Source organism: Streptomyces sp. NPDC015139, from assembly GCF_043079785.1.
Lineage (GTDB): Bacteria > Actinomycetota > Actinomycetes > Streptomycetales > Streptomycetaceae > Streptomyces > Streptomyces albidocamelliae.
Genome location: NZ_JBIBUW010000026.1, coordinates 1 through 13,565, shown reverse-complemented (window position 1 = coordinate 13,565; position 13,565 = coordinate 1). Strand labels below are relative to the sequence as shown.

The 13,565-nt window shown below is 65.0% G+C and carries 9 protein-coding genes; 4 read left to right on the top strand and 5 right to left on the bottom strand.

Translation table 11 applies throughout. The annotated features are described in order from the left end of the window. The first annotated feature begins 100 nt into the window (after positions 1 to 100). The 3 genes from ACF08B_RS37910 (at position 101) to ACF08B_RS37900 (ending at position 2,104) form a co-directional block, all read left to right on the top strand. Positions 101 to 355 carry a hypothetical protein gene (locus tag ACF08B_RS37910; protein ID WP_392321585.1) on the top strand — a complete coding sequence of 85 codons (255 nt, stop codon included), beginning with the start codon at positions 101 to 103 and terminating at the stop codon, positions 353 to 355. Beyond that, positions 352 to 726: a PIN domain-containing protein gene (locus ACF08B_RS37905; protein ID WP_392321584.1), complete on the top strand. Its 375-nt coding sequence runs from the start codon at positions 352 to 354 to the stop codon at positions 724 to 726. The genes ACF08B_RS37910 and ACF08B_RS37905 overlap by 4 nt, the downstream gene beginning before the upstream one ends. Positions 727 to 1,126: 400 nt before the next feature. Beyond that, the gene (locus ACF08B_RS37900; RefSeq protein WP_392321583.1) at positions 1,127 to 2,104 is read left to right on the top strand and encodes a hypothetical protein; all 978 of its coding nucleotides are present in this window, start codon (positions 1,127 to 1,129) and stop codon (positions 2,102 to 2,104) included. A gap of 159 nt (positions 2,105 to 2,263) precedes the next feature. Here the strand turns inward: ACF08B_RS37900 and ACF08B_RS37895 are convergent, their stop codons facing one another. From ACF08B_RS37895 to ACF08B_RS37885, 3 genes are all read right to left on the bottom strand, one after another. Continuing rightward, positions 2,264 to 2,512, bottom strand: a complete 249-nt coding sequence (locus ACF08B_RS37895; RefSeq protein WP_392321582.1) for a hypothetical protein — start codon at positions 2,510 to 2,512, stop codon at positions 2,264 to 2,266. 37 nt (positions 2,513 to 2,549) lie between these two features. Next, the gene (locus ACF08B_RS37890) at positions 2,550 to 4,157 is read right to left on the bottom strand and encodes a hypothetical protein (protein ID WP_392321581.1); all 1,608 of its coding nucleotides are present in this window, start codon (positions 4,155 to 4,157) and stop codon (positions 2,550 to 2,552) included. 113 nt (positions 4,158 to 4,270) lie between these two features. Next, positions 4,271 to 4,807, bottom strand: a complete 537-nt coding sequence (locus ACF08B_RS37885; protein WP_392321580.1) for a hypothetical protein — start codon at positions 4,805 to 4,807, stop codon at positions 4,271 to 4,273. A gap of 1,192 nt (positions 4,808 to 5,999) precedes the next feature. Between ACF08B_RS37885 and ACF08B_RS37880 the strand changes: the two genes are divergently transcribed. Continuing rightward, complete coding sequence (locus ACF08B_RS37880) at positions 6,000 to 6,491, top strand: hypothetical protein (protein ID WP_392321579.1); 492 nt, start codon at positions 6,000 to 6,002, stop codon at positions 6,489 to 6,491. Positions 6,492 to 6,911: 420 nt separating this feature from the next. Here ACF08B_RS37880 and ACF08B_RS37875 read toward each other — a convergent pair whose 3' ends face one another. Then, positions 6,912 to 7,262, bottom strand: coding sequence for a DUF6193 family natural product biosynthesis protein (locus ACF08B_RS37875; protein ID WP_392321578.1), 351 nt, complete (start codon positions 7,260 to 7,262; stop codon positions 6,912 to 6,914). 88 nt (positions 7,263 to 7,350) lie between these two features. After that, positions 7,351 to 12,450: a DUF6531 domain-containing protein gene (locus ACF08B_RS37870; RefSeq protein ID WP_392321577.1), complete on the bottom strand. Its 5,100-nt coding sequence runs from the start codon at positions 12,448 to 12,450 to the stop codon at positions 7,351 to 7,353. Positions 12,451 to 13,565 lie beyond the last annotated feature (1,115 nt).

Below are 13,565 nucleotides of genomic sequence, written 5' to 3'. Positions count from 1 at the left end.
AGAGGCACCGCGCCATCCACGCGTAGGGCCACCCTGCGGCCCGCCGGAACCGAGCCGACCGAAGTCGACCACCATGTCTACCGGCGGTAGAATCGACGTTATGAGCAAGCCGACCAGCATCAAGACCAGCGAGGAAGTGCGTGACCGGCTGCGCATCCTCGCTGACGAGCGCGGCACCACGATCACGGAGCTACTGGAAGAGCTCGCCGCCCGCGAACTCACGGCGGCCGAGCGGGAGCAACGGGCTGTGGAGGCTGCCCGTGAGCTCGGCATCGAGTACACCGAGCAAGTCCAGCAGGCCGGCCAGGACGCCTGGGCGAAGATCCGCGCCCATCAGGGCGGCGCCGCCGCATGAACCTGACGGCCGTCCTGGACCATACTGCTCTGGCCGCCCTGTTCCGTGCAGATCCCTTCTTCACCGGCCTCTACATCGAGGCCTCGCGGGGCACCGGCCGGGTCATCGTCCCGTCGCTGTCCATGCTGGCCGCAGAACGGCAGGTCGCCGGTGCGGGCAAGCATGCGGCGTCCCTGCGGTTCGCGGAGAACGTGCCGTTCACCGCAGCGCACGCGGTGGATGCGATGGAGTGGACAAACGTCGACTGGCCGGTGGCACACGCGGCGGCGATCGCCTGGCAGGCCGTGAAGGCAGGAGAACCGCTCACTGTCCTGTCGCTGGAACCCGAGCTGTACACAGGCACCGGCATCACTCCCCTGAACCCGGCCTGACCTCCTCTCCCATCGGCTTAGCGACGGCGGCACAGCCGGGGGCGAAGCGAGGACCCCACGGCAGTCGCCGGTGTCCTTGCCGGGGCGCAGCGGCTCGCCGTCATCAGGGGCATTGCGATAGCCAGCAGCGCGCGGGTCACCGCTAACACCAGCCCGTGTCCCGGTGAGTGTGCGGCCGCCATCACAATGACCCGGTTCAGTGACTTCCGAACGGCTGTGAGTGTCTGTGCCGGTTTGACGCCAGCCTTGTCTGGCCCCGGCGTTCGGGGCCTGGCAGGTCACGCATCGACGGAAGATTCACCCTTTGTCTAGTGCGGCCGAAGCGATTACAAGGCGTGAGCGTTATCCCTGCAAGGCCGTCAAGCTGCGGCCCCGGACTGAGGAATGCAGGGGATCGAGGATGAAGACGGCGACAGTGAGCAAGACCGGAGAAGCGCCCGTTTCTCAGATGCGGCGGCCGACCCTTCTGGTGTTGCCACGGCAGGGCGGGGGCGAAATCCGGCTGGACAGCCGTGCGCCGGACATTGCGTTCGTGACCGTTACTCCCCGCATGGCGGAGGTCCTGCTCAGAGAGCGCAACCTGCACAATCGCAAGATGGTCCCGCTGGCCCGGGCCCGGCACGCCAAAGCCATGCAGGCCAAGCGGTTCGTCACCACAGGCGACACCCTCAAGTTCGGCCATCACCCGGACTACGCGTGGGCCCTGATCATCGACGGCCAACACCGGCTGGCCGCGATCGTCGACTCGGGGCAGTCCTTCATCATGGGTGTCGCCGTCGGCATCGACTTCGACGCGCAGCAGTACACGGACACGGGCCGGGCCCGCAAGGTTCACGAGACGCTGGCGCTGCGGGGGGAGAGCAATGCGACAAAGCTGGAGACGATCGCCCGCTGGGTGTACCGGCTCCAGGAGGAGAAGACGGTGCGGAAACACGGTGGTGGCCGTGACTGCCTCTCGGGCTACGAACTCACTGACTTCATCGACGCGAACCCCATGCTGCGGGACTGCGTCAGCGTGTCCCGGTCGGCCTACCGCAAGTTCAAGGGAGCCGTAGGGCTGCCGACCCTCGGCTGCGTGTGGTGGCACATCGCTCGGGCTGACCCGAGCTATCCGGCACTTGCTGACGAGTTCTTCGTCAGGATCACGGACGGGACGGGGCTGACGGCCACAGATCCTGTGTACCTGCTCCGGGAGCGTATCCATGGCATGGCAGCCCAGAAGGCGCCGGCCCGGCCTTCGCCGCACCAGCAGTTCTGCCTGATCGTCGCGGTTTTCAACGCCTGGCTGGAAGGACGCAGTATGAGCCGTCTTCCTGCGTTCACCATCGACAGCCCCCTCACCCCTGTGAGCGGGAAAGCGGCCATCGCACGCACCTGACGCCGTCTTTGATGGTGTCGTCGTAGCCCGCCCCCGCCAGCTAACGGGCTGAGCGACGTAGCCTGGAGGAAGACGTCGGGAGTCGTGAGCTTTTGCAAGACGTGAGGCCAGGTGGCCCGGGGCAGGACCGGGAGCCTGGCCTCGCGCACGTCTGTGCAGTCAGTTCACGAGCGGGGTGGGGGCTTCACGCCCGGCCGGATGGACTTCCAGGCCGCCATCGGTGTTGAGGACGGCGCGGCGGCCGGGGTAGGCGCGCCGGGCCGTGTCCAGGTCCCGTTCGTCGAAGCGCCCTGTGAAGATGAGCACGCCGTGGACCAGTTCCACCTTCTGCACGCCGGTGGGCCATCGGCTGAGCAGCGCTTCCGCCGTCATGGGTGCCGCCGCCGGCGGCAGGTCCGGACCGGGCATGGGCAACCTTCTCTCTCGTCGGGGTGCGAACGTCCGGCTACGGCAGTCGTCCTGCCTGATCCTGCTGGTCTCGGACGGGTTCGGTATCCGGCCTGACCTGCCGGGCCGGGCCGGGGAGGGGGCAGCTGAGTGGGAGGATGCGTTCGCTCAGTTGCCCGGTGAGATGGGTGTCGGCGAGCGTGGCTTCGGTTAGCCAGTCCGCTGCCGTCAGCTGGTCGACCAGGTGTGGCAGTTCGCCGGAATCGACCGGGACCCAGGCGGCGAGAGTGTTCAGGGCGAGGCCCTGGCCGCCGGGTCCGAGGCGTCCCGACGGGATGGTCTGGGTGGCCAGTGTCACGGCGAGCAGCCGGGTGCCTGCAGGGGCTTTGGCCTTGCGGAGCTTCTTGTCCGAGACGATCTTCTGGGCCCAGCCGGAGAGTTTGGTACGCATCTTCTTGCCGAACGTGAACGGGCTCGGGCCGTCCCCGCGGGGCACCAGGGTCGGGACAGTGATGGCGGTGGGGTTCTCCGGCCGGGAGGAAAGCAGGTCGCCAGCGGTGCCGGGCAGGGTGAGCCAGCCACAGCCGGTCAGCTTTTCGACCAGGTCCTCGGGGTCGGTCAGGCCCAGCGTGGTGATGTCCTGCCCGACGAGGTTGCCGGTGCCGGTGTGCGCGGTGCGCAGGGTCAGCATCAGCACGAGCAGCCGTGCCTCCGGGCCGGGCAGCGGGCTGTGGTCGGCCACGTGCGCGAGGACAGAGCGCGCGTGGTCCCACTGCGTCGCCACAGTCAGCAGCCGGGTCACGGCTGGCCCGTCGCCACTGGTGATGCCGCCGGTGCGCTGCTGGTGCTGGAGGCGGGCGGCGGTGGCGGCCTGCTCGGCGCGCCGGGCCTCCAGCCGCAGGCTCATGATGCCGCTGACATCGGCCCAGGTGGTGAAGGCCCGTGCCTTGCGCTCCTGGAGGTCGGCGAGGAGCGCAAGGTCGGGCTCGCTGCGTTGCTGGTATGCGCGGAAGAGGTCACCGAGTTCGATGAGCTCGTCGCGCAGGGCGACGGGCCGCAAGTTGTGGGGGATGATCCGCTGGGCGATCTTCGCCTGCTGCGGACGGCGCCGCACCGGCGCGGAGCGGGGAGCCGGAACCGGACCGGCTGTGGCCTCTCCAGGGTGGGAGAACGGCGGCGCGCTCGCGCCGGTCTCGGCGGCTGTGGCTGCGGGGGTGTTCGGGCGGTCGGCGGTCTCGGGGGCTTGGGAGGTGGCGGCGGTCTTCGCTCCGGGGGTGGCGGCCGCGCACCGCGAGCAGCATTCCAGGGCCTGCCACCAGCGTCTTTCGCGGTCGGTGATCACGGCCAGGACGACCGGCCCGCCGCACCGCCAGGGTTCGGCACGCGCGTGCCTGCCGGTGTCGGGCAGATGGGTGTGGCAGCCGGCGGCCCGGCATGCGCAGTACGCCCCGGCCCTGGGGGCGGGGGCGGCGCGCAGATGGGCCTTGAGGTGGGCAACTGCGGCCGCACGGCCGGCGGCTGCGGATGGAAGACGCTGCTCGGCGCAGGCGGGGCGGCTGCACGAGATGCGCACTGCCGCGCTGCCCCGGCTGGCGGCGTCCAGACGCACCGTCCAGCGGCGCCCCGGCACCCGCTCGTCCAGCTCGCTCACCGTGGCCTGCGTCATCCTGCTCATTCCTCCCGCTTCCGTGTCCTGACCACCATCGCGCGCCGGATGATGCGCGGCGGCGGGCCCACCGTACGCGGGCAAGGGAGTACAAGACCGGTGAACTCGCCCTGCTATCCGTCGTGGAGTGCGCAGCCCGTAGAGGAGAAGCAGACAGGGTCCTCGATCATGTGCAGGTGCTGCTGGTACACCCCGTCCCATTCCGCCTCGTCGTACGGATGGATGATCACGGGCTGCTCGGCGGCCATGCCTGTGGGGGCTGTCGTGATGTAGGGGAAGCGGTAGCGGGCGGCGACGGTCCTCGGGTCCGTCCACGGCGGGAAGGCCACCGACGGGTTCACCCACAGGCGGGCGATGCCGTCCACGTCTCCGTCCAGCGCCAGGAACTCGTGCTCGACGAGCCATGTGACCACCTCACGAAGGCGCGCGACGGGCACACCCAGTTCATCGGACCAGTGGGCGAACTCGAACGGCACCGGTCCGCTGCCCTTGAGGCAGCCGGACAGGATGTCCAGCACATTCCGGCAGGTCCCGTCGTCACGCGGAGGCCTTCTCCCGCTGGCGTCCCGGGCCTGCAAGCGGTGCAGGAAGCCGGCCGCCATTCCTGCCGGTCCGGTGATGACGCCGAAGTCGCACGTGCAGCTGCTCACGCCCAGCACAACGTCCCGCCCGACGCACATGGCTCGCTGTGATGCGCAGACTCACCCGGACAGGTGCTCTGCCGCTGCGTGGAGAGGCGCAAGCGGAAGCGGCGGCGGCCGTCCCGGCCGGGTCAGGAATGTGGGATGAGCGCGGGCCGTTATCCAGTACGCCTTGGGGCATGCCGCTAGAACAGAGGGACACGGACCCTCCGAGGCCTGAACGACGGTGGTGGGGAAGTTCCCGGAAGACGACGGCCACCGGGACGAGTGGTTCCGGTAGCCGTCGCTCGCGCAGGGGCTGGGCACACCCGGCGCTGAATTCACCGGACGGCTGGGAGCGGTCCCGTGGATCTGAGTATTTTAGCGAGGCAAGCATTCCCGCGCCGATGTCGCCGCGAGGCTGGTTCCTGCAGCGGATCATCGAGAACGGGGCGCCGGTGCTCACCGGTGCGGCTGCGGGCCGCTGGTGGGCTGAGCGTCTCGTGGGGGATGTCGCCCGGACTGTCTCATGAGGCAGGAGGGACATCTTGGCCGATAGACACTTCTGTAGCGCGTGTTCCACACCTACGGTCTGATCTCTGCCTAAAACGACCCGACTGGGAGTAGTTGGGCTGTGCTACGAGGGGAAGATCTTTCATGCGATTAAGGGTCATTGCGAGCGTTCTCGTCGCCGGCGTGGCGTTGGTCGCCACCGGTGCTCCGACGGCGTTGGCGGAGCCGCCGCCGAATCCGGAGCCGCCTGAATTCACGGTGACTGCGCCGGGTATGAGCCCTGAGGCGACAGTGAGCTGCGACTTCTATGCGTCCAAGCCCAACCACAGCGGCTCTCGGATGACGGGTACCGGGGGAATCAGGACGTGCTCGGGCGGCCCGGTGGCATGTACCAGCGAGGTGGACCTCGAGTTCTACAACGACTTCTCGAACAGGTGGATGACGGCAGGGACCGCCCGTCAGTCCAAGTGCGCGCCGCCGCTGCGGTCCTCGACCGCGGGATCCGACTGCGTGAATCACCCCGGTGACCCGAAAGTTGCCTGGCGCACGACGACCATCGGGACATTCGTGGCGCCGAACGGAGCCCCGGCCGGCGGTTCGGGGAACAGCCCCGTCCTATACGTGCCCTGCGCGTAGCAGAACATGGGAGGGGCAATGGCGCAGCTGATTTTCGTGTGCAGGTTGTCCGTACGCTGTTGAAGGGAACGGCATGACCTCGGAGCACGACACGCTGTGGCGTCTGTGCGCACACCTGGGACGCGTTCTACTGCCGCTGGTGGACCAGGAGCCATGGCGTCGGACGCGGCGACACGAGAACCTGCGGATCTGGGGCATCAGTACGGCGGAAGGCGAGGGGCTGATCGAGGTCTTCACGGCCCTCGCCGCCTATGCCGCCGCCCTTACTCCCACACCCGCCGCAGAATTCGATGCGCTGCCACTGAGAACGGTCGCCGACGCGGCGACGGGCAAAAGCGACGTCGAGCTACTCGCTGGGCTCCCGGAGACGTTCACCGACAGTTGTGACGGGCAGGCCGTTGCCGTCTTTCGTCTGTATGCCTACCAGGGTCAGCAGTCCAGCCGCCGGCTCTTCCAACTGAGCAGGGAAGTGCGCCACGCCCTGAACATTCTCGCGGAACGCTCCCCGGAGACGGCGCTTACGTGCGGGGACATCCTTCGGCTGGCAGCCGATCAGGGGCCGTGACCGGGGCACGGCACATACAGCCAGCACGTCTCCCTGGCGGTTAACAGGCCATTGTCATGCCCGGGCAGGCTGGCCGTCGCCCTGTTTTGTCAGCAGCGTTGGCTGAGTACGGCGGCCGCCCCTGCCCACGGGCGGCCGGTCCCCTGTCCGGCCAAAGGCCGGCCTCCTCGGCCGCGCAGGGCAGAGCGGCAGCAGCAGGAGACCGCCGGCTCGGCGGCGCGGATCTGGCCTGCGAAGGAGGTCACCCGCCCCAAGTGCCGGGCTAACCCGAACTTCCCGTGCGCGCCCCATGGACCGCACCCCGAGCGGGTGGACTGGGCGAAGAATTCCACCCACAAGCTGTGGGGCTGAAGTACACGCCACCAGGCCGCCGGTCGCACTGGGTAGTCATCGAGGCAGTGCGAGTCTCCTCAATTCCCATTAGCCCGAGGACTCCCGATTGGCTATCCATTCGGCTGTGAATTCTACCGCCTCAGCGGGGTCACTTGTAAGGAAAAGGCATATGTCTTTCGTGTGCGGCCACGCAAGGACCCGGTATTCTCCGTCAGCCGCAGAGATCGCTGGCAATGCATCCTCGACATCTTGCAGCAAGTCGGCCTCAGAAAATGTCAGCGACCACATTGACACGGCAGGGTAGAGCGATCTCAATGTAGGGTTCTCGGACGCCGCCGAGATCAACTCCCGCATCTCTTCGGTGGCCAAACTGTCGGGCGGCTGCGGTGGCTTGAACTCTTCCAGAAGGACGTTCCACTCTTCTTCACGACTTCTCATGACTTTATGATCCTTGGTGTTGTTAAGTCTGGTCAAGTTAAAGGGCGATGCCGCCCTCCGATAGCCTCGGAGGGCGGCACTCTTCGGTTCAGCAGGGCGCCTCGCCGTTGTAAAACGTGGTGATGGCGCGCGCGGCCTTGTTTCCGCACACGTACCGGAGTTCATGAGCTGTCACCGACTGGCCGATGTATGTGGGTGAATCTGCCAGCATTTGGTCGACTCCCTGGATGCCCTGCATGTTGAACGAGATTTGCCCGTTCTTGGTGACCACCAGGTCGATCATGTCCTGCACCATCTTCGGCGTCATTGTGGCCCCGCCCCCTGGAAGATTGAAGATGGGATCGTTGTAGAGCACTGCTCCCTTTTCCGTGGCGAACTTCTGCAGGATGCCTCGCTCACCACCGCGGATGTCACGGAGGCCGAGCGCCAGATGCGGCCCCGGCGTGTTGACCGGTGCAACGGCGGGGTCGTCGGCGTGGGCTGCCCCGGGACCGAACCGGGGGGGAGTCGTCCTGGGGGTGAACTTCCCCCTGAGCCAGTCGAAGGCTGGGCCGGCGAGGCTGCTGACTGCGCCCCCGGCGGCGCCGAACAACAGGTCCCATGGAGTGGTGGGCTGGCAGTGGACCTGGTTTACCCCCCAGGAGAAGCCAGCTCCGACACCTGCGTTGACGGCGGTCGAGGTTGCGAGGGCGCGCCCTCCATTTAGGCCAAACGCGCGGGCGGCGGCATTTCCAGCCCCGGGCATGAGGGCGCCCGCGAAGGCCCCAGTCACTGCACCCTCTCCGGTAGCAGTGGCGAAGCCGCCCCAGGTGAAGCCACCATTGCGGTGCTGCCAGCCGTAGATGCCGCCCTCAACCGCGGCGCCGACGACGGCTCCGATGCCGGCGCTCACGCAGATGGCACAGCGGCCCGAAGGATCGTCCTGGTTGATGGGGTCGTTGTTGGCGTAGGTGTAGGTCGACAGGTTCGGGCTGCCGTTATCTGCAGGTGCAGGGTCTGGGGTGGTGAAGCGCCGGTTGCCAGGGTCGTAGCTGCGGTCGCGGAGGTACAGGCGGCTGGTGAGGGCCGGGTCTCTGTATTGGCCGGTGTAGCCGAAGATGCTGCTCTGACCGTCGGTTGTGCTGGCCTTTCCGGTGGAGACGCCCCAGGCACTGTAGCCGTAGGTGTAGGTCTCCTTGCCGGCCGAGTCGTGAACCGCGGTTATGGAGTTCTGGCGGTCGTGGAGCATGTAGAAGATGCCGGCGGACCGGTTTTGCGCCTCTGCGGCACCGTCGGGGTTGTACTGGTAGTCGGCGATGAGCGCGCCGCTGCTGTTGGTCTCGGTAGCGATCTGAGGCAGGGGGCCGGCGAGATCCCACAGAGTGGTCCGCCACAGAGCGTTGTTCTTCTTGGTCGTGGTGCGATTGCCGTCGGCGTCGTTGACGAACGCGTAGGTGTCTGTGCCGAGTGTGGCGGATTTGAGGTGGCCGGCGGGGTCGGAGACGTAGGTGCCGCTTGCGTCTTTGGTGAGGTTGCCGTCGGCGTCGTAGGTGTAGTCGACGGTGGTGGTGCCTTCGACGCGGCGGGTGAGTTGATCGGCGTCGTCGTAGGTGTTGTTACGGGTGCTCGTCGGAGTCGAACTGCTGGTGAGGTTGCCGACCTGGTCGTAGTTGTACGTGCTGCCGCTGCTGTTGGTCAGGCACGAGTCGGTGGCTGAGGTGTCGGTGCAGGCGCGGGTCAGCCGGCCGGCCGGGTCGTAGGCGTAGTGGTCGGCGAGGCCGGTCGTGCTGGCGTCCTTGAAGTACTCCTTGGTGACGCGGCCGTTGGCGTCGCGGTCGACGAAGCGGGCGCCGGTGCCCTGGGAGACTGAGGCGAGCTGTCCGGCACGATCGTAGGTGCGGGCTTCGGTGACGGCGGTGGTGGTGGGCAGTTTGCTGGTCAGCAGGTTGCCAGCGGCGTCCCAGGTGTAGTTGGTGGTCTTGCCGCCAGCAGTCTGGCCGAGCACATGGCCATCACCGTCGTAGCTGTAGCTGGTGGCCCGGCCATCGGGGTAGGTGCGGCTCTTCAGGGTGCCGTTGTCGTTGTAGGCGTACTTGAACGGGTTGGTGGCCCCGGGCGAGGTGATGGTCAGCGGCCGCCCCTCGTCGTCGTAGGTGAGGGTGCGGGTGCCGGTGCCGTCCTTGATGGTCTTGGGCTGTCCAGCCGCATCGTAGGTATAGGCGGCGGTCGCGGTGCCGTCGGAGTAGGTGGTCTGCGTGAGCAGGTTGCGGGCGTCGTAGCTGCTGGTGAGCTTCTGCCCTCTGGCGTTCGTGGTGCTCGTGCGGTTGCCGTTGGCGTCGTAGCCGTAGGAGGTGGACCGGCTGAGTGGGTCCGTGATCTTCAGGAGGCGGCCACTGTCGTCGTAGGCGTACCTGGTGGTGTGGTCGTTGGCGTCTTTACGGGAGGTCAGGTTGCCTGCCGTGTCGTAGCCGAGGTTGGTGGTGCCATGATCCGGGGCTGTGACCTTGCTCAGGCGGCCCAGTTCGTCGTACTCGTAGGCAGTCGTGTTGCCTAGTGCGTCCGTCTGGTCGGAAAGACGGCCGTCTCCGTCGTAGGAGTAGGTGACGAGCTTGGTCCCGTAGGGGTTGCTCTGACTGCGGACGTGGCCGGCCGCGTCGTAGGCGGTGGACCAGGTGTATTGGGCAGGATCGGCGCCGGATGCGTTGCCGCGCGGCTCCACCGTGGTGGTCAGTCGACCATTGTCGTCGTAGCCGTAGGTGGTCTTGCTGCCCCGTGGTGTCGTTGTGGAGGCGAGGTTTCCCGCGTCGTCGTAGGTGTAAGTGATCGCCTTTCCGCCTCGGTCGGTTGCGGTCAGGAGCTGGTTGTTGGCGTCGTAGGTGTTGCTGGCGGCCTTGCCGAGCGCGTCGATGGTCTTGGTGACGTTGCCCTCGTCGTCGTACTCCGTCCTCTGAACGTGCCCGAGCGGGTCGGTGACGGCGACGGGCCTGTAGTCGGCGTCGTACTCGGTCTTGGTGGTATTGCCGAGCGGGTCGGTGACCGTGGTCTGGTTGCCGACCTTGTCGTAGCCGTACTTCCAGGTGAACTTCGAGGCATCTGCACCCGAGATGTTGCCTCGAGGGGATGTCATGGTGAGCAGACGGCCGGCCTTGTCGTAGGTGTAGGTCGTCTTCGCGCCCGTTGCATCCGTGCGCGAGGCCACGTTTCCCAGAAGGTCGTACGTCGTCCACACAGAGTGACCGGCCGGGTCCTTCGCCTCGGTCAGGAGATTCGCGGCGTTGTAGGTGAAATTTGTGGCCTTGGTCGCGGCATCGGTCACCGTTGCCAGGTTTCCTGCGGCGTCGTACTCGTATTTCGTGGTATTTCCAGCGGCGTCTGTCTTTGCAGTGACCCGACCCGCATCGTCGTAGCGGTAGGCCGTCTGGAACTTGGATGGGTCGGCGCCAGGCTCATTTCCGCGTTCATCAACGATGCTCGTGACTCGGCCACTTGCGTCAAAGGCTCGCGTCAGACGTGATCCATCGGGCTGCGTTACCGAGGTCTGATTTCCCGCCGAGTCGTAGCCGTATCGTGTCACTTTGCCGAGCGGGTTAGTACGGGTCTCTGGTTGGCCGCCCGCAGTGTAGGTGTAGGACGTTGTCTTTCCGAGCGGATCTGTCGAGGTTGAGAGGTGGTGAGACGTGTCGTACTTGTAGGAACTCGACTTATTGTTTCCGTTGTAGTAAGTGCTGAGATCTCCGTTGGCCTGATAGCTCCAGCGCCGTGTAGTAGTGGGTGTTTTGAATTCCACTACTCGACCTAGCCGGTCGATGCTTGTGGTTTTGGTGTTGCCGAGGGCATCGGTGACCGATACCGGGTCAAGTCTGAAGCTGTAGGCGTAGGAGGTCTTATTGCCGAAAGGGTCATACTGAGCGAGTAGTACATTCCCGCTGTATATGTCAGTCCAAATTCCTCCGTCGGGTTCCTTGACGTCTGTCTCGCCATCTTTGTATGAGAATTGAGCCGTGCTGCCCAACGCGTTGGTCTGATCTGCCACACGTCCCTTGCTGTCATACGTGTTGTGCAGCATCACGGCGCCACCCGGGCCGGTCACGGTGTCAAGGAGACCGTTCGAGTCGTACTCGTATGCAATCGATCTGCCATCGACACCGGTGACGTTCGTGAGCCGCCCACCGCTGTGCTCGAATTTGATATGACGGCCGTCGGACAGTGCTATCTGGGAGAGTTTTCCATCGCTGTCGTAGGAGAAGTCAGATTGACGTCCGGTCGAGTTCGTCAGTGAATCCAGCCGCCCATCACCATTACGTGTATAGGTGACTTGCCGCCCTTGCTTATCCTTGATTGCAAGGGCGCGTCCAGCGGAGTCGTAGCTCAGCGTCCGTCCGTCAGTAGTTTTCAGCGAATAGCCACTCGCAGTGGAGCTGAGAGTCGAGTGAACAGACGGAGGCGCCTCGAAATCGCCCGATGCCGTCTTCTCGAAGGCGTAGCTCGATCCGTCCTCCGAGTGAAATGTGACATCTCCCGCACCGCTGGTGGACAGAGACGTATCCCACCCGGCGGTCCACCCAGAGCCAAGAATTCCTGAAGTCTTATTGTTTGATGAATAACTCCTGCTGAGACCGAACGGCATTTCGCTGGCGAGTTCCGCGTCGACAGCAGAGGTGCTGTAGGCTCCTGTTGCGGTATTCACTCCACCAATTCGGTTCTGGCAGTTCGCGACACTTGCCGAATTCGATCCGCAGGAAGCGCCAAATGTCTGATCAGTCGGCACAGTTGCCAAGCCGGCGCCGTTGATCGTGTCACCGTTGCCCCATGTGAATTCCGGCCAATTGCCGGCAGGGTCTTTGCCGATTATCGATATCCCGAACCATGTAGCGCCGCTATAAGGTATGTTGGGATGGTGTTGCTCGTACTGCTTCACTCCATCGATGCAAAATTTTTCGTGGTAATCGAAATCGAAGGAGACCGGGGCTCCGTTTCCTTCTGCTCCACCCAAGTCTGGCCAGTAGGGTCCGTACTTGTAGGAGGGGGCCGCTACCGTTTTCGGGTCTGATTGCCACAGATTGGATGCACAGTAGATTGCCATGCGCACTTCGACATTTTGCCGCCCGTCGTCCTCGGGTGGGCCGTCACCTTCCTTGTCGTAATATACTTCAGTCTTCAGGGTGAGTTTGTCGCCATCTCGTGGAATGAAGCCATCGAATAGCGTCACGGGCCTCGGGAATGAGCGGCTTTCTCCGACGAGTACTCCGCGGGAATAGAGCCTAGTGTGGTAGATTTCCGCCTGATACGGCACGACCACAGCTGCGGAAGATTTGGACTTCTCGTGTGCTCGCTCCCTCTTTATTCCGGGAGGATGTGCGAGTATGGCAGACTTTCTGTCTCTGGCTGCTTGTGCCCGGCGTTGCTTGAGGCTCATTGCCTTCTGGGCTTTGGCTGGCTTTGGACCACGTACGCTCTCGGCTTTAGCGGGATTCTGAATCGTCTCCGGTAAAACAGGTGACGCCTGCGCTATGCCTGCAAGCAGCATGCTCCACACGACTGCAACGGCTAGCAATAGCCGTACGCTCGCGAGTGATTTTCTAGTCAAGATTTATCCTCCAGAGGCAGCCCGGAACGATCGAGGGCCGGGCACTCACATGGGTAGGTGCTCGGATCGCGACGCTGCGCCGAGGTCGTTTTGACGCGTCTGCGTCATCCGTCAAACCTGTTCACACGTCGGGATTTGCAGGCGTAGGGAAGGCACTCAAGGGCGTGCTGCGTCACGCACATCAGCGGTCGCTGGAAAAGCGTGGAGCAGGAGATGCTGCTAGGTGTTTCGCACGCTAGCGGCGGGAGAAGGGAGCACCTGGAAGAAAATGTTTGCCGCGCCTGGCTTATTTACGCATGGCATTGGTGCAGGCCCCCCTTATGTCGCTCCTCGCATGGTCAGTGCGCGGAGGTGACGCCGGATACGGATCCCACGAACATCGAACAAGCTATCGCCTCACCTGTCACTGCGTCAACGGCGGTAAACACAAGGTGATCCAAGGCGAAACAGCCGTGCCGCCACTGGCCGGACACTGTGGTCCCTGCCTGAAAGGAGTGGCGGCCGGGACGGCTTGGCGGCGCCCCCGGTCTGTTGGGCGACGCTGAAATTGCCGACGGATGCGGCGTTGAAGATGCCGATGAGTGAGGACGCGGACGCCCCGCTGAGGTGGTCCCAGCGGGGCGGTTGTCGGTGAGGTGCCGATTTGGTCGGCAAGGTGCCGGATGGTTTCAGTCGAGGATTTCGGTGACGGCGGACTGGGCGGCTTTTTCGTCGACGATGGATTTGCCGCCGGCGAA